Below are 17,638 nucleotides of genomic sequence, written 5' to 3' on the forward strand. Positions count from 1 at the left end.
AGAAAGAATGTTAGATAAGTTATAAATATAAAACAAATTAAACAATGGTATTAAAAAGAAAAGTATCATCCTGCCGGATGTGATTATAGATACAAAAATACTTTTTAAGGGAAATATCAATAATTGAAGGAGTAAATTATGAAAAAATTTGATTATTTAGTAGTGGGTTCTGGTCTTTATGGAGCAATTTTCGCTCATGAAGCCAAAGCACATGGGAAATCTGTTTTAGTTGTGGATAAACGTCCTAATATTGCGGGCAACATTTACACCGAAAAAATCGAGGACATCAATGTCCATAAGTATGGTGCACATATTTTTCATACTAACAATAAAAAAGTATGGAATTATATTACACAGTTTGCAGAATTTAATCGTTTTACAAATTCTCCGGTTGCTAATTATAAAGGTGAACTTTATTCTCTTCCGTTTAATATGTACACATTCAACAAGATGTGGGGAGTTGTAACACCTGAAGAAGCAACTGAAAAAATTGAAGAGCAGCGTAGGGAAATCACTGGCAATCCACAGAATTTGGAAGAGCAAGCTATTTCTCTTGTAGGACGTGATATTTATGAAAAACTTATAAAGGGTTACACCGAAAAACAATGGGGACGTGATTGTAAAGATTTACCGGCTTTCATTATTAAGCGATTACCAGTACGTCTGACCTTTGACAATAACTATTTTAATGCTTTATATCAAGGCATTCCTATAGGTGGTTACACAAAAATGATTGCTAATTTGCTGGATGGTATTGAGGTTCGTTTGGATACTGATTATCTTGAACATAAATCGGAGCTAGATGCTATGGCTGATAAAATTGTATATACTGGACCAATTGACGCTTATTTTGGTTATAAGCTTGGACCATTGGAATATCGTTCTGTTCGTTTTGAAACGGAAACTCTGGATAAGTCAAATTTCCAGGGAAATGCTGCGGTTAATTATACAGATTCTGAGACACCGTGGACTCGTATCATTGAACATAAATGGTTCGAGTTTGGCAAAGATGAGAATGGAAATGATCTTCCTAAGACTATCATCAGTCGTGAGTATAGTAGTGAATGGAAACCAGGCGACGAGCCGTATTATCCAGTTAACGATGCCAAGAATGGATTATTGTATAGCGAATATAAGAAATTAGCAGAAGCAGAGGATAAAGTAATTTTTGGTGGTCGTCTTGGTGAGTACAAATATTATGATATGGATCAAGTTATTGCAGCTGTGTTGGATAAGTGTGAGAAAGAATTGGGAGAGTAAATATGGCAAAGAAGAAAATTTTAATGGTTTGTGAGGCTTTTGGAGGAGGCGTATTTACTTACGTATCGCAACTTTGTAATGATATGGCGGATGAATTTGATGTATATTTGGCGTATTCACTTAGACCTCAGACGCCTAAGAACTACAAAGACTTTCTGAATAAGAAAGTGCATTTAATTGAGATGAAAAATGTTGGTGTTAATGGACTAATTAATTTAAAAAGCGATATTGCAGCAATTAAAGAACTTCGTCAGATTGAAAAAAAAGTAAAGCCGGATGTAATTCATCTGCATTCTTCGGTTGCAGGTGGTTTAGGTCGACTTGCATATAAGGGAAAGAATAATACGGTTGTCTATACGCCACACGGTTATGCTCATATTCTTATGGGGCCGGGGAAGAAGAGCAAGGTATATAAATTTGCCGAAAAAGTTCTTGGAAACAGAGCATTAACACTTACCTGCTGTGAAAGTGAAGATGAAGAAGCAAAGAAATTTTCGAAGAGAACTGCTTATGTTGAAACTGGTGTGAATCTTGCAGATCTTTCTGCCTCTCTTGATGGAATTAAGCCTGTCAAAAATGATAAGTTTACAGTATTTACACTTGGTAGGGCGTGCGTTCAGAAGCAACCACAGCTTTTTAATAGGATTGCAGAATTGGTGCCAGATGCAAGATTTATTTGGATTGGTAATGGTGAACTTGAAAACGAATTGACTGCTCCTAATATTGAAGTGACTGGTTGGAAACCTCGTAAGGAAGCTTTAGCTATGGCAAAAGGTGCTGATGCATTTGTACTATGCAGTCTTGGGGAAGCTATTGCAATGAGCCTTATTGAAAATATGTACATTAAGAAATTAATTCTTGTTAGTAACACAATGGGAAATAAAAGTGTTATTCACGATGGTATCAATGGATATGTATGTGATAAGGCAGAGCAGTATGCTGAACATATAAAAGCAGCTATGAAGAAGTTCCCTAAAGAACTTCCAGAGAGAGCATATCAAGATGTGCTTGAAATTTATAACACAGAGGCAATGAAGAGAAAGTATATTAGATTATATACAGATATTATTGAAAGAAAATATTAATGGAAGAAAAAAAACATGAATTGGTGTCAGTTATAGTGCCAATATATAAGGTTGAAGATGATTTGCTTGATTGTGTAACAAGTATTCAAAATCAAACACATACTAATTTGGAAATTATTCTTGTAGATGATGGATCTCCAGATAAATGCGGAGAGATGTGTGATGTATTGGCTAAAGATGATGATAGAATTATAGTGATTCATCAAGAAAATGGTGGCTTATCGAGTGCACGTAATGCTGGAATGCAGGTAATGAAGGGTGACTACATTACATTTGTAGATAGCGATGATGTGCTTGAAAAAAAATTTGTGGAAAACTTGTTAAAATTGCTGCACAAGTATCAAGCGGAAGTTGCGGTGTGTCAGAATTCTGTTTTTACGAAAACGAGAGGTGTTGTGCATTTACATAGTCAAGATTGCATTAAAGAAAAGTGCTATGATTTTTCAGATGCAATTAAAAGTATGTTATATCAAAAGGAGTTTGATGTTGCAGCATGGGGAAAGTTGTATCGTTTAGATACACTTAAAGGTGTTACGTTTCCGGAAGGTTTAATTCATGAAGATATTCCAACAACATATAAGGCTTTGTTGAAGTGTAACAAAGTTGCATATACATCAGAGGAATTATATAGATACCAAATTAGAGAAAATAGTATTGAAAATGAGAAGTTTACTCCGAAAAAAATGGATTGCATCGCAACATCTCAAATGATGTTGGATGATATTGAAAGAAATTATCCTGAATTTGTAGCAGCAGCTCGAAGTAGATATTTTGCTGCACAATTTCATATATTGGCACAAATAAATGAAGATATTCCAGAAAAGAAAATTATAATTAATAATATTAAAAAAATTCGAGGTAAATTGATTAAAGATTCCTCTGCTAGTGTTAGGGTAAGAGGGGCGTGTTTACTAAGTTATTTTGGTTTCGATTTTACAGTGAAGATATTGAATAAGATGAATAAGCATAAGTATATTTGATATGTTAAATAGATATAAAGAGGTGATTTAATGCCAACAATCAGTGTAATTATTCCAGCATATAATGTTGAAAAATATTTAGATAAATGTATGAATTCAGTTCTTAATCAGAGTTTTACCGATTTTGAGGTTTTACTTATTGATGATGGTGCTAAGGATTCAACCGTTCAATTATGTGATAAATATGCTGAAAAAGATACTAGGGTAAAAACTTATCATAAAAAAAATGGTGGATTATCAGATGCACGTAATTATGGCTTAGAACGTATTTCAGGGAAATATGTAACATTTATTGATAGTGATGATTACATTGATGATAATTATTTAAAATATATGTATGATCTAATCCTAAAAGAAAATGCTCAAATTTGTATGGTTCAAGGACAGTTATTACTTGAAAATGAAGAGCCACATAAATTCCCCATAAATGTAGAGAAATGCGTAAGTACAGAAGAAGCAATTAGAATGATGTTACTTAGAAAAGAAGCTACACACACAAGTTGGGGAAAATTATATGACGTTTCTTTGTGGGAAAATATCCGCTTTCCTAAAGGCCAAAATTATGAGGATTATGCGACTACATATCATGTATTTTCGAAGGCAACAAGAGTTGTTTATAGTGATGCCAAATTATACTATTATATACAACGCTTAGGATCAATAATGCATGATGCTTGTTCAATTAAAACATTGAGTGTTTTAGATGTAGCAGATAACGTATCAGAGTATTTGTTAACAAAATGGCCAGAAAGTAGTGATGAGATATTAGATTTACAAGCTCATACATATTTGAAAAATTTGCAGCAGATTTTAAATAGTGGAAACAAGGCATTTTTGGAATATCAAAATAGAATTATATTATTTATTAAAGATAATAGACATAAACTTTTGACTTCAAATCGTGTACCATTAAATGACAAGGTTAAGATAGTTTCTCTTATGTTGGGAAAAGGAGTTTTTCTTAAAGTATATAATTTTTGTGATGGAAATAGAAAGGTAAATTAAAGAAACAATGAAGATTGATATAATTACGTTACATTATATTTGGCATTATGGTTCATTACTGCAAACTTATGCCACTTGTAAAGTCTTTGAAAAGTTAGGTTTAGAAACAGAAGTAATAGATTATGTTAGACCAAATGCAAGTGAAACAGAAGAAATAAAAGCAGGCGTAGTTGCAAAAGGATATGAAAAAAAACCTGTTAAAAAAGCATTATTTATAATTAGTAAAAAAATAGAAAATAAGCGAAGAAAAAAATTTAGCGAGGAATTTTTGAAAAAAACGGTTTCTATGACGAAACGTTATAGTTCATTTGACGAGTTAAAAATGAATCCTCCAATAGCTGATATTTATTGTACTGGAAGTGATCAAACTTGGAACAGTGAATATAATGGAGGCTTTCTACCAGCATATTTTTTAGAATTTGCACCTACAGGGAAAAAAAGAATTGGGTATGCGATAAGCATAGGTATGGATGAAATTCCAGAAAAAGAATTAGAGCAGACTAAAAATGCTGTACTAAAATATTCTGCAATTTCGGTTAGAGAAGATTCAGCAGTTAAATTAATAAAGAAATTAGGATATGAATCAGTTCAGCAGGTATTAGATCCTACGTTAGGATTAAGTTTAGAGGATTGGAAACCATTAATTGCTCCAGATGCGAATAATGGTAAATATATTTTAATTTATAAATTGAATCCAAATGATAAGTTAGAAAAATTTGCAGAAAAATTGGCAAAGGAAAAGAATTGTAAAATTATACGTGTAAGTTATTATTTAAATCATTTTAAGGATCAAGGAAAAATGAAATATAGTCCTAGCGTAGAAGCGTTTTTGTCATTAATTTATAATGCAGAAAGTGTAATCACAGATTCATTTCATTGCGTAGCTTTTTCGTTAAACTTTAATAAGGACTTTTATGCTTTTTATCCGGGAAAATATAGCACGAGGATTAGTAGTATTCTTGAATTGACAGGAACAAAGCATCGTGCAGTGGGAGAAAGTGAATTTAGTTATGATGTAATTAATTATGAATATGTAAACGAAGTTCTTTCAAGGGAAAGAAAACGAACACTTGATTTTTTGAAAGAAAGTTGTAAATAGGGGGATAAATTATGTATACAGAATTAAAATCATATCAAATTATTATTGCATTACTCAAAAAATATGGAATACGACATTGCGTGCTTTCTGCTGGTAGTAGAAATGTACCATTTGTTCATTCAGTTGAAGAAGATCCATATTTTAAATGTTATTCAGTTGTTGATGAAAGAAGTGCTGGGTATTTTGCATTAGGATTGGCTCAAGAAACAGGTGAGCCAGTGGTAATATCTTGTACAGCATCTACAGCATCTTGTAATTATTGGCCACCTGTTGCGGAAGCTTTTTATCAAGATGTTCCTCTTGTTATTTTAACAAGCGACCGAGATCCACATATGTTAGGACAACGAGAGGATCAGATGATTGATCAGGTAGGAATGTTTGATAGACATGTAAAAAAATCTGTAAATTTACCTATTGTGGATACTAAAGATGACTTTATATGGTGTCAAAGATTAGTGAATGAAGCCTTGTTAGAGTTAGATCATCATGGAAAAGGCCCAGTACATATTAATATTCCAATGAATAGTTATAATGTCTCATTTACTGTAAAAGAATTACCAGAGGTTACGAAATTTGAAAGATTACAGTATGCTTATGAGCAGGAAAAATGGGATGATAGAGTAGAAAAATTAAAGAGATGTAAAAAAATTCTGCTTGTTTGCGGACAGAATAGTAATGTATCTGAAAAATTAAAAACAGAGATAAAAGAATTTTCGAAAAAATTCAATTGTGCGGTATCAATAGAGTATATGTCTAACATAAATGATCCGGATTATATTAATACGGTATTATGTACGGATACACAATATATCACAAATAAAAAATTTGAAGAAATTATGCCAGAGATAGTTGTTTCATTTGGAGGAAATATTGTTGCTGGACTGAAAGAAATGCTTAGACGATTTCCAGGAAAATGTGAGCATTGGCTTATTCAGGAAGATGGTAGAGTAGTAGATTTATTTAAAAATTTAACAACCATTTTTGAGTGTACACCAGAATGGTTTTTTGAGTATTTTAATACAAAAGCAGGAGATATTCAAAATGATAATGAATATAATCTTATGCTAAAGGAATATAAAGAATCAATTAAGTATCCTGAATTTGAGTATTCTAATGTGTATGCAATAAAAGAAGTTGTTGAAAATGTGGGCTCTAATTCTATGATTCATATGGCAATTAATAATGCAATTAGAATCACTAATTATTGTTGTTTAAAACCAGATGTTAAAGTATATGCTAATATTGGAATATTTGGTATTGATGGTTGTATGTCTAGCTTTCTAGGACAAGCATGTGCGAGAAAAGATTTATGTTATTTAATAATTGGAGATCTTGCATATTTTTATGATATGAACGCAATGCGTATTAAACACATTAATAAGAATGTACGTATATTATTGATTAACAATGAAGGAGGCGGGGAATTTTATTATAATTATACTTGGATTAACAAATCTAGTGATTTGCATACGACTGCTCGTCATTGTACTAAAGCAGAAGGATGGGTTAAAGAAAATGGATTCAAATATTTATGTGCACATGATAAATTGAGCTTTGATAAAGCTAGAAAAGAATTTATGGATGAAAACAGTGATCAACCAATATTATTGGAAGTATTCACAGAAATGTCAAATGATGCAAAAGTACTTCATGATTTTTATGCTTTAAGTAAACCTGTTGATGTAAAGCAGAAAGGAAAAGAAGTTATAAAGGGTGTTATTGGACAAGAAGCAGCGAAAAAATTGAAAAGTATGTTTAGCAAGTAACTGGAGGATAAGTAAATGATAAAGAACATTCTTCGTAAAATCAAATATAAATTAAAGAATACTTTTTCTATGAAAATTCCTGTTAATAATCCAATACTTTATGGAGAATTGTTAAAAGGCAGATGTGCTCTTATTACTGGTGGCACAAGTGGAATTGGTTTTGCTATTGCTGAGGCTTTTTTAAGAAATAAGGCGGATATTATAATAACAGGAAGAAATGAGAGTAAGATTGAAAAAGCAGTTAATCAGCTAAAAAAAGAATTTGCGGAACAAAAAGTTATAGGGATTGTACTAGATAATTGTGATGTTACCAAAATGAAAGATATTTTTCAAAATCCATTGTTGGGGGGGGTTAAAAATAGATATTCTTGTAAACAATGCAGGTGTTATTAATAAAACTTTTTTTGGTAATACATTAGAATCAGATTTTGATATGGTTATTGATACGGATTTAAAAGGCCCATATTTCTTAAGTGAATTATTTGCTGAATATATGAAAGAAAATAAAATTCAGGGAAATATTTTGAATGTTTCATCATCATCGTCCATTCGTCCTGCCAATAATTCATATGGTCTTGCAAAATGGGGTATACGAGGAATGACATTGGGACTTGCTAAACATTTGAGTGCAGATGGGATTGTAGTAAATGCAATTGCACCGGGGCCTACAGCTACGTCAATGCTTATGGGAAATGATGAGCAAAGTATCAGTCGTCCAGCGTCACCTTCTGGACGATATACAACCCCAGAAGAAGTTTCCAATCTATCAGTTGTTCTTGTAAGTGATCTTGGACGAATGATTAATGGAGACACAGTTTATGTTACAGGTGGATGTGGCTTGTTAACTTTTGATGATTGGTCGTAATTAGTGGAGATAAGATTGATGGAGGAAATATGAATTATGAAAAGAGTTTTACAAGAACTTCCATCGCTAGATGGAGGCGGAATTGCGAAACTTTTATATGAGTATTATTCGCAAATGGAACATGATAAGATTCATTTTGATTTCATAATATATAGTTATTATGATGAAGGAATTTATGAAAAACCGTTGAGAGAAATGGGATGTAATATATATAAATTACCGCCATATAAATCCAATCCCAAAGAGTGTATAAAAAAAATGGAAGATATTATAGAACAGGGAAACTATGATATTGTTCATACACATATGGGAGTAATGGGATATGTGATTATGCGTATCGCTAAAAAATATAATGTAGCCAGAAGATGTATGCATTCACATATTGCAAATGAAGTTACAAGTAAAAAATCAAAATTTGCTAGTTTCTTTAGAATGATGATTGCACGCCATTATGTTACAGATAAATTAGCATGTGGTCAAGATGCAGCAATTGATATGTGGGGAAAAAAGGCCGTTGAGAATAATGAAGTTTTTATTATGAAAAATGCGGTTGATACAAATTTATTTAAGTTTAATGAGGAGAAAAGAAATCAACTTAGAAAGAAACTGGCGTTAGAAGATAAACTGGTATTAGTGATTGTCGGACGTTTATCTAGTCAGAAAAATTATCCATTTCTTTTTAAAACGTATAAAAAGGTTATAGAAAAAAGAAATGATACAGTATTATTGGTTATTGGTCGAGGAATGGAAGAGACTAGTATAAAAAATCTAGCAAAAGATATGGGATTAGAAAATTCAGTTCGATTTCTTGGAGTTAGAAATGATGTAGCAGATATTTTGAATGCTTGCGATTGCTTTTTGCTTCCGTCTTTATATGAAGGGCTTCCGGTAGTTTTAATTGAAACGCAGGCCAATGGTTTGACAGCTATAGTTTCAGATAGAGTAACAACAGAGTTGGCAGTTACCGATGTAGTTGAATTTTTACCAATAAGTGAAGATGCGGTTGAGATTTGGGCAGATAAAATATGTAGTTATAAGCCTTTAACAATGGATCTGAGAAAAAGTTATTTTAAAAAAATAGAACAAGCGGGATACGATATTATTAGTGCTAGTAAAAATATGGAAGATTTTTATCTTAAGGAGCCAAGAAGTTGAGTATATATATATCAGTATTTTTATCTTCGACAGTTTTTTTGTATGCAGGGGAGAAGATAAAAGATAAAAAATTAAATAGATTTTTAATCGTGATTGGTCTTTTGATACCATCTATAATAGCAGCTTGTCGTGCAGATAGTGTTGGAACTGACGTTTTGGTATATGGAAAAGCATTTTATACCCAAGCCGTTTCGTCTAGCAGCTTTATTACGTATGTTATTTCAAAAGTGGATTCAATGTTTTCCGATTTTGGATTCTATTTTTTGACGTACATATTATCTCGCTTTTTTAAGGATTATCATATTGGTTTTTTTGTATATGCCATTTTGGTACAAGTATTCTTTTATATAGCGTTTAAACGATGTAAAAAATTATTTAATACACCTGTTTGGTTTGCAATGCTGTTAATAAACTTATTTTTGTATAATATATCATTAAATTTAATGAGACAGTGTATAGCAGTTCCAATAGCTTTTTTGGCATGGACATATTTGGCGGATGGTAAAATTAAACAGTATATTTTGTTTACAATAATTGCTGTTGTTTTTCATTCATCAGCTTTGATAACGGTGTTGATTCTACCTATGTATTTATTACTCAGAGCTGGAAGAAATAAGCAACCTGTTGTTAAAATCATGCAAGGAATTTTGTTTTGTAGTTTAGTATTTGTAATATTATATTTTGGTTCCTCATTAATACAATTATTAGTTGCAAGAGGTATAATTCGACAAAATTATTTAAGTTATCTTGCAAACGGAAGATACTCAACATCATCTGCAATAGATATTTATACTGTTTTACAATATTTGATTTATATTATATTGGGTGTATTCACATTTAAATGCTTGAAGAATAGAAAAGTAGAGCCTACATTTTTAATAATGTGTGTTGGCTGTATTTTACTCTCTAAATTTGGAACAACATTTAACACATATGTATCCAGAGTTGGATATAATTTTTACCCGTACATGGCTTTGTTGTTGGCAAATATAGACAATTGTTTTACAAAACAGTCTAAAAAAATATATAGAATAGTAATCTTGGCTGTTGTGGGTTATTTTTGGTATCAGGCGTTTGTTTTACGAGGTTACAATGCAACAGTTCCATATTATTTCTTTTGGAATTAATTGAGAAGTTATATTTTGATGTTGAGGAGAAAATGATGAAATTAAGTATTATAATTCCAGTATACAATGCAGAGAACGATATTGGTAGATGCGTGGAGTCTATTAAAACAATTAATGAAATTGACTATGAGTGTATCGTTATTGATGATGGAAGCACAGATAATACTTGGTTGAAATTGAAAAAATATACAGAAAATATTCCCCAATTTATTATTAAACATATTACCAATGGTGGTGTTTCCAATGCGAGAAATATTGCCTTGAATTTGTCTAGTGGAGATAAAATATTGTTTCTTGATGCTGATGACTACTTACTTTCAGATGCCGGTGATATATTGAAAAAAAATATGGCATTTAATGACGATTTAATTATATTTACTCATAAGAATGTTGTTAACGGACAGATTAAGGAGAATTATATTTATCCGAATATACTAGGACTTTCCTATACAGAGGCGTTAATCAAATTGACAATAGAAAATCAATGTTTAAATAATTGTTGGGGGAAGCTCTTCAAAAGTGAAATTATAAAGAATAATAAAATAAGATTTGATTCTCAAATGAAAATTGGAGAAGATGCCAAGTTTGTATTGGAATATTTGCAAGAATCCTCTAGCTTGAAGATATGTAATCTGCCTTTGCAGGCATATATAATTAATGAAGAAGGTGCGATGCGGAAAGCAGGATTAGAAGCACTTGGTGATGAAATTAAAACCTATGAGGCAAGAATAAATACATTAAGAAATCTGCAGGTTGAAATTAGTGATGAGTTAATGCAGGTCTTAAATTTGACATATTACAATAAAATAATAGGATATTTGATTCAAGACAGTCATAAATTTGGAGTTGTAAAAAACTATGAAAATATTTGCAGATATATAGAAAATAAAAAAATAAAAGAAATTCTGAATAAATTACCTAATAAATCATTATCTTTTAAACAGAAATTACTATTATTATTTATTAAAAATAGGTGGTATTTATTACTTGCGGTCATGCTTAAAATATTTATATAAGCTTAAATATAGAATGAGAGGAATTATGAAGATTGGAATTGTAACATTAATTTATGCAACTAAATTTGATAATTATGGAGGAACGCTACAAAATTATGCACTCTCGCAGGTGCTTTCTGATATGGGACATGAGGTTTCTACTATTGCCTTATATTATTCTAAAGAACCATTTTGCTTATATGGAAAAATTAGGCGTAAATTATATTGTAAATATGGTATTGATGTTCGCATTAGTAAAAAAGGCATACAATGTGCTAAAGTTGAAAAGTACCAGAAAAAAAGAAATGATAATTTTTTGCAATTCAGATCAGAAAAAATTCATACGGATACTCGTTGGATCGAGAAAAATAATTTTAGAAATCTGGATTCGGAATATGATCTTTTTATAGTAGGCAGCGATCAGGTATGGAATCCATATTGGGCTGTGAATAAAACTACTTTTGATGGGTTCTTTTTGCGGTTTGCCAAAAAAGATAAAAGGGTTTCATATGCTGCAAGTTTTGGGGTATCAATGATTCCTGAAAACCAAATAAGTGATTATACAAAAGCTCTTTTGGAATTTAAGCGTATTTCAGTTAGAGAAGATGCTGGAGCATCCATTATAAAAAATTTGTGTAATAGAGAAGCACAAGTTGTTCTTGATCCAACTCTGTTGCTTGATAAGTGTCAGTGGGAATGTATTCAAAAAAAGATGCTTAATATTCAGACAGATAGTCCATATATACTAACATATTTTTTAGGGGAAATGCCAGAAAATGCGAAGGACTATATAGAAAAGGCTTTTTCTATAAAAGGGGAAATGAAAATTTACAACCTTGCAAAACAAAATGAAAAAGATTTATATGCACTTGGTCCGTCTGAGTTTATTTACATGATTTCTCATGCAAAATTAATTTTAACAGATTCATTCCATGCATGTGTATTTTCTTTTATTTTTGAAAAGCCATTTATTGTGTTTGATAGACAAGACAATACAGCAGATATGATGTCAAGAATTGAAAATCTGTTGAAGACTTTTTCTATAGAACGAAAATATGCATCTAGTGGAATGGAAAATGATTTATTTGAGGCAGACTATCAAATTGGACACACAATTTTAAATGAAAAAAGAAAAGAATCTATAAAGTATCTGGAAAATATATCAGATAGTAGTGGTAAATAAAGTTGGTGGTGACGGAATGAAAATTGAAAGAACGAAAAATGCATCCAGAAATATTGTATTTGGAACATTGCTAAAATTATACCAGGTAATTGGCCCTTTTTTGATGCGTACGGCTATGATTTACCTTATGGGTGTTCAATATTTGGGGTTAAATAGCTTATTTACATCAATTTTGCAAGTTTTAAATCTTGCAGAATTAGGTGTTGGTAGTGCTATGATCTATAGTATGTATAAGCCCATAGCGGATGATAACAAGACCATGATATGTGCGTTAATGAAGTTGTACAGAACATATTATAGAGTGATTGGTCTTGTTATTGCGTTGGTTGGTGGATTTCTTACACCGTTTATACCTAGACTAATTTCAGGGGAAGTTCCTAATGGAATTAATATTTACGTATTATATTTACTTAATTTAGGAGCAACAGTTTTGTCATACTGGTTGTTTGCGTATAAAAATAGTATTCTTCAGGCTTTCCAAAGAACAGATATTGTAAGTAAGGTTTCTTTGTTTACAATAACTGTTCAGTATGGTCTGCAATTATTAATATTAGTTGTTTTTAAAAATTACTATTTATATGTTTTGGTGATGCTTATAACTCAAGCATTAACAAACATTATAACAGCAATTGTAGCGGATAGAATGTATCCAGAGTATAAGCCACAAGGGAATGTTGATAAGAAACAAATTAAGCGAATAAATCAACGTATTAAAGATTTGTTTACATCAAAAATCGGAAGTGTAATATATGATTCAGCAGACACGATTGTTATTTCTTCATTTCTAGGATTAACCGTTTTAGCAGTATATCAGAACTATTTTTATATATTGAATGCTATTACCGGTTTTATAACAATAATTTTTAATTCATGTACAGCTGGAATAGGAAATAGTTTGGTTGTTGAAACGAAGGAAAAAAATTTTAAGGATTTAAAAAAATTCTCGTTTATTATTTGTTGGATTGCCGGAATCTGTACAGTTTGCTTATTGTGTTTATACCAACCTTTTATGGAGTTATGGGTTGGAAAGGAATTAATGCTTTCTTTTTATGCAGTTATTTGTTTTTCCATTTATTTTTTTATTCGGCAATTAAACGGTCTTCTTAACCTATATAAGGATGCTTCAGGAATGTGGCATGAGGATAGGTATAGACCATTGATAGCAGCTTTGACCAATTTAATTCTTAATATTATTTTGGTTAGAATTATAGGTATTTATGGAATACTTTTATCAACCGTCATTGCGGTCTTGATTGTTGGAATTCCTTGGCTTTTACATAATTTGTTTACATATGTGTTTGAAAGAGACTGTCTGGCACTTTATTTAAAAAAGATTGTAGGCTATGTGGTGGTTATTACAATTAGTTGCGTTGTTACATATTATATTTGCTCACAAATTGTATTGCCGATAATATTAAATCTGGTAGTTCGTGCGATTATATGCTGTATCTTGCCAAACTTTATTTATTATATGGTTTATCATAATTGCGATGAATTTCAGCAGGCAGTCATGCTTTTGAAAAAACTTAAAAAATAATGTAAGAGTGAACAGAAATAAGTTTAGTAGATAAGCTAAACTGGAGAGGAGTTTATTATGGCAGAACTGAAAGTGAAATCTAATACAGTTTCGGCTGTTGATTTATTTAAATGTATATTTGCAATTTGTGTAGTCGCAATTCATACAATGGCATTTAAGGATCACGGTGAATCAGCTTATTTCGCATTCACATATTGTATTACTTCTTTTGCGGTACCATATTTTTTCGTATGTAGCGGATATTTTCTGGGACGTAAAATATATAGGAAAGATTTACAAAAAAGTGATTATAGATTGATTATAAAAAATTATGCACAGAGACTTTTAAAACCGTATTTAATATGGGGATGTTGGTACTTTCTTATTGTTTTGGTAAATGAAATAGTAAGAAACCACAAAAATGTTATTGAGGCGTTAAAATCAGGTATACATAATTGGATTGTAAGTAGCCCTGGGGGGGGGGGATTATGGTATGTTCAAGCTCTCTTGATTATGCTCATAATCTTGTATTATTGCGATAAACACAGATCTAAAAAAATTGTAGGAATTGCTGTTGGTTTGCTAGTGTGTTTTTTTATTCCAGATATTTTAAAATTTATTAAATTACCATTGGTTGATTTAGTTGTTGGAACATATAATAGTATTTTTTTAACAACGAATAATTTTGTGTGGTGGGGAATTTATTTTTTTATTGGAATATTGCTTAATGAATCGAGATTTAAAGAAAAATATAGTTGTTTTAAAGTGAGTTATCAGTGGATGATTGTAATTGCAATTTATTTGATATATATGTGTGTATATTGGATTTTTGGAAAAAAATTTTTGATAGTTTCTCATCTTTTAAAATTGATAATTGTTGGAATTGTGTTTATTACGACATTAAATACGAAACTTAATTTAAAGGTAGAGTCAAGCCTTTATATGCGAAAAATGAGTGCGATTATATATTTTACTCATTTTACATTGGTTTATGCTTTTCAATTTTTGTTTAAAATAATTGGAATATCTTTGGAAACAAATTATACGTTTGAATTTGTTTTGTGTACAATTAGTGTAATTTTATATTCTCATTTTATAATGAATTGGAAGGACGGAAAAAATTTCTTATCAGGATTATATTAAAAATTGTAATGGAAGGAGAGAAAATAAAGTGGAACCAGTAAAAGCATATGCCTGTTACCTAAGGGATGATAATAAGCGTATGAATAGTTCATCTGGTGCAGTATTTTCTGCGTTGTCTTCATACATTTTTTCAGTAAATGGTGTTGTGTATGGTGTTGCGATGGCAGATGATTGCTGTTCGGCAGTTTTTATTTCTGTGACAGATGAAGAAGGATTAAAGAAACTCAGGGGATCAAAATATCTTCAAGCGAAGATAGGTGATACATATAAAAATGTAAAAAAAGATTTATTAGATGGAAAAACAGTATTATTTACTGGAACTGGATGCCAAATTAATGGATTAAAGAATTTTCTTCAGAAAGATTATAACAATCTTATATGTGTAGACGTAATTTGCCATGGAGTTCCATCTCCGGAATTATGGAGAAAATATGTATATTATCAGGAAAAAAAGAATAAAGGGAAATTAGAATATGTTAATTTTCGGTGTAAAGATGAATCTTGGACAAACTTTGGCATGAAAGAGATAATACAAGGGAAAAAACTGAAAAAGAAGTTTATTTCTAAGGATATTGATCCCTATATGTTAATGTTTCTTAGGGATTATTGTCTCCGACCTTCTTGCTATGAGTGTATTGCTAAGAAGGTAAAAAAATCTGATATTACTATTGCAGACTTTTGGGGAATTCATAGAGTTGCTACAGAAATGAATGATGGAAAAGGAACATCGTTAGTATTGATTCGATCCGAGCATGGAAAGCAGGTATTTAATTTAATTCGTGACAAGATGAAATGGAAAGAGGTTTCATATGAAGATGGGGTGAGAGGCAACCCTGCAGAATATAGTTCGCCTAGTCGTCCTAGTCAAAGAGATACTTTTTTTGGAGATATGGCGAATTTAAATTTTAATGAACTTGCTTCAAAATATGCCGTACCTACTAGTGAGGCAAAGAAGATTGAACTAAAGAGAAAAATAAAACATATAATTGCTCCAATTATTCGAAATCGGGGGGGGGTATAATATCTATAATTATGGCGTTTTGTTTATCTTCGATTTTGAATAAACTATAATATAAGAGCAAAAGTTGGTGGTTAAAAGTGGAAAAAGAAATACCTGTGTTATATAAAAGAAAAGAAGAATGTTGTGGATGTTCGGCCTGTTATGCAGTTTGTCCGAAAGAAGCTATATTGATGGTAGCGGATGATGAAGGCTTTGAATATCCGCAAATAGAGGACAGCAAGTGCATTCGTTGCTATCAGTGTATAAAAGTTTGTCCATTTAAATCTAATTAAAAAAGATTGTGAAGAAATCAATTATTTATTATGCAGAACAATTAAGTGGAAGTCCACATATTTTTCAGTATATTGATTTAGATGATTTGAAAAATATGATGTTTATATAAACAAATAATTATAAAAGGGGTAAAAGTAAAAAATGAAAACAACATTATTGATCATGGCGGCCGGTATCGGTTCACGATTTGGTGGAGGAATTAAACAGTTAGAACCAGTTGATAATAATAATCATATTATTATGGATTATTCAATCCATGATGCGATTGAAGCAGGTTTTAACCATGTAGTATTTATTATCCGTAGAGATATTGAGGAAGAGTTTAAAGAAGTCATTGGTGAGCGAATCTCAGGAATATGTGAAAAACATGGTGTGACTGTAGATTATGCTTTTCAGGATATTAATGACATTCCGGGATCATTACCAGAAGGAAGAACAAAGCCTTGGGGAACTGGTCAGGCGGTTCTTGCAGCAAAGAATGTATTACATACTCCATTTATTGTAATTAATGCTGATGATTACTATGGTAAGGAAGGATTCAAAGCAGTTCATGAGTACTTAGTAAATGGTGGAAAGTCTTGTATGGCAGGTTTTGTGTTGAAGAATACATTATCAGATAATGGTGGAGTAACTCGTGGCATTTGTAAGATGGATGATTCTAATAATCTGACAAAAGTTGATGAAACAAAAAATATTGTTAAAACAGAAAATGGAGCAGAAGCAGACGGTGTCATTATCGACATAGACTCATTAGTATCTATGAATATGTGGGGGTTAACTCCAGATTTCTTAGAAGTACTAGAGGCTGGTTTTAAAGAATTTTTTGAAACGGAAGTTTCAGAGAATCCATTAAAGTCTGAATATCTGATACCAACATTTATTGGTGAATTACTTGAACAAGATAGAATATCTGTAAAAGTTTTGCGAAGCAATGATACTTGGTACGGTATGACTTATAAAGAGGATGTTAAAGCTGTAAAAAATAGCTTTAGAAAAATGTTAGAAGATGGTATGTACAAAGAAGATTTGTTTGCAGATCTGTAAGAAAAGCTTGATAACTTTTCAAAATATCGAATTTGATAAATAATTATAGGATGTAGATATTACATAAAAATCAGAACAGAGGAATCTGCTAACATAGGCCAGTGCCTGCGGATGGTAATTC

Annotated in this window: 17 protein-coding genes; all 17 read left to right on the forward strand. The window is 31.2% G+C overall.

The window, feature by feature from the left end:
* Positions 1-138 precede the first annotated feature (138 nt).
* Positions 139-1,260 carry a UDP-galactopyranose mutase gene (gene glf / locus NE638_RS14210; RefSeq protein WP_055052972.1) on the forward strand — a complete coding sequence of 374 codons (1,122 nt, stop codon included), beginning with the start codon at positions 139-141 and terminating at the stop codon, positions 1,258-1,260.
* A 2-nt stretch (positions 1,261-1,262) separates the two neighbouring features.
* Entirely contained in the window at positions 1,263-2,345 is a 1,083-nt protein-coding gene (locus tag NE638_RS14215; RefSeq protein WP_173706476.1) for a glycosyltransferase, read from the forward strand.
* Positions 2,345-3,325, forward strand: a complete 981-nt coding sequence (locus NE638_RS14220; protein ID WP_173706477.1) for a glycosyltransferase — start codon at positions 2,345-2,347, stop codon at positions 3,323-3,325. Before NE638_RS14215 ends, NE638_RS14220 begins: the two co-directional genes overlap by 1 nt.
* Positions 3,326-3,355: 30 nt before the next feature.
* Positions 3,356-4,330: a glycosyltransferase family 2 protein gene (locus NE638_RS14225; protein WP_055052969.1), complete on the forward strand. Its 975-nt coding sequence runs from the start codon at positions 3,356-3,358 to the stop codon at positions 4,328-4,330.
* 7 nt (positions 4,331-4,337) lie between these two features.
* On the forward strand, positions 4,338-5,429 hold the full coding sequence (locus NE638_RS14230; RefSeq protein ID WP_055052968.1) for a polysaccharide pyruvyl transferase family protein: 1,092 nt from the start codon (positions 4,338-4,340) through the stop codon (positions 5,427-5,429).
* 11 nt (positions 5,430-5,440) lie between these two features.
* On the forward strand, positions 5,441-7,195 hold the full coding sequence (gene menD, locus NE638_RS14235; RefSeq protein ID WP_173746464.1) for a 2-succinyl-5-enolpyruvyl-6-hydroxy-3-cyclohexene-1-carboxylic-acid synthase: 1,755 nt from the start codon (positions 5,441-5,443) through the stop codon (positions 7,193-7,195).
* Between the two features lie 15 nt (positions 7,196-7,210).
* A complete protein-coding gene (locus tag NE638_RS14240) occupies positions 7,211-7,588 on the forward strand; it encodes an SDR family NAD(P)-dependent oxidoreductase (protein WP_173706478.1) in 378 nt (125 codons plus the stop codon).
* Positions 7,584-8,060 carry an SDR family NAD(P)-dependent oxidoreductase gene (locus NE638_RS14245; protein WP_256137229.1) on the forward strand — a complete coding sequence of 159 codons (477 nt, stop codon included), beginning with the start codon at positions 7,584-7,586 and terminating at the stop codon, positions 8,058-8,060. Before NE638_RS14240 ends, NE638_RS14245 begins: the two co-directional genes overlap by 5 nt.
* Positions 8,061-8,096: 36 nt before the next feature.
* Entirely contained in the window at positions 8,097-9,215 is a 1,119-nt protein-coding gene (locus NE638_RS14250) for a glycosyltransferase (RefSeq protein ID WP_055052965.1), read from the forward strand.
* Complete coding sequence (locus NE638_RS14255) at positions 9,212-10,342, forward strand: EpsG family protein (protein WP_055052964.1); 1,131 nt, start codon at positions 9,212-9,214, stop codon at positions 10,340-10,342. The genes NE638_RS14250 and NE638_RS14255 overlap by 4 nt, the downstream gene beginning before the upstream one ends.
* Positions 10,343-10,377: 35 nt before the next feature.
* A complete protein-coding gene (locus tag NE638_RS14260; RefSeq protein ID WP_173746466.1) occupies positions 10,378-11,358 on the forward strand; it encodes a glycosyltransferase family 2 protein in 981 nt (326 codons plus the stop codon).
* A 25-nt stretch (positions 11,359-11,383) separates the two neighbouring features.
* A complete protein-coding gene (locus NE638_RS14265) occupies positions 11,384-12,520 on the forward strand; it encodes a polysaccharide pyruvyl transferase family protein (protein ID WP_055052962.1) in 1,137 nt (378 codons plus the stop codon).
* 16 nt (positions 12,521-12,536) lie between these two features.
* Positions 12,537-14,057, forward strand: coding sequence for a lipopolysaccharide biosynthesis protein (locus NE638_RS14270; protein ID WP_055052961.1), 1,521 nt, complete (start codon positions 12,537-12,539; stop codon positions 14,055-14,057).
* Between the two features lie 57 nt (positions 14,058-14,114).
* A complete protein-coding gene (locus NE638_RS14275; RefSeq protein ID WP_173746468.1) occupies positions 14,115-15,179 on the forward strand; it encodes an acyltransferase family protein in 1,065 nt (354 codons plus the stop codon).
* A gap of 28 nt (positions 15,180-15,207) precedes the next feature.
* A complete protein-coding gene (locus NE638_RS14280; protein WP_256137227.1) occupies positions 15,208-16,200 on the forward strand; it encodes a Coenzyme F420 hydrogenase/dehydrogenase, beta subunit C-terminal domain in 993 nt (330 codons plus the stop codon).
* 77 nt (positions 16,201-16,277) lie between these two features.
* Complete coding sequence (locus NE638_RS14285) at positions 16,278-16,472, forward strand: 4Fe-4S binding protein (protein ID WP_081016994.1); 195 nt, start codon at positions 16,278-16,280, stop codon at positions 16,470-16,472.
* 142 nt (positions 16,473-16,614) lie between these two features.
* On the forward strand, positions 16,615-17,517 hold the full coding sequence (locus tag NE638_RS14290; RefSeq protein WP_055052958.1) for a sugar phosphate nucleotidyltransferase: 903 nt from the start codon (positions 16,615-16,617) through the stop codon (positions 17,515-17,517).
* The last annotated feature ends 121 nt before the right edge of the window (positions 17,518-17,638 follow it).

Origin of the sequence: Blautia sp. MSK.18.38 (genome assembly GCF_024460535.1) — a bacterium.
In the GTDB taxonomy this organism is placed as follows: domain Bacteria; phylum Bacillota; class Clostridia; order Lachnospirales; family Lachnospiraceae; genus Blautia_A; species Blautia_A fusiformis.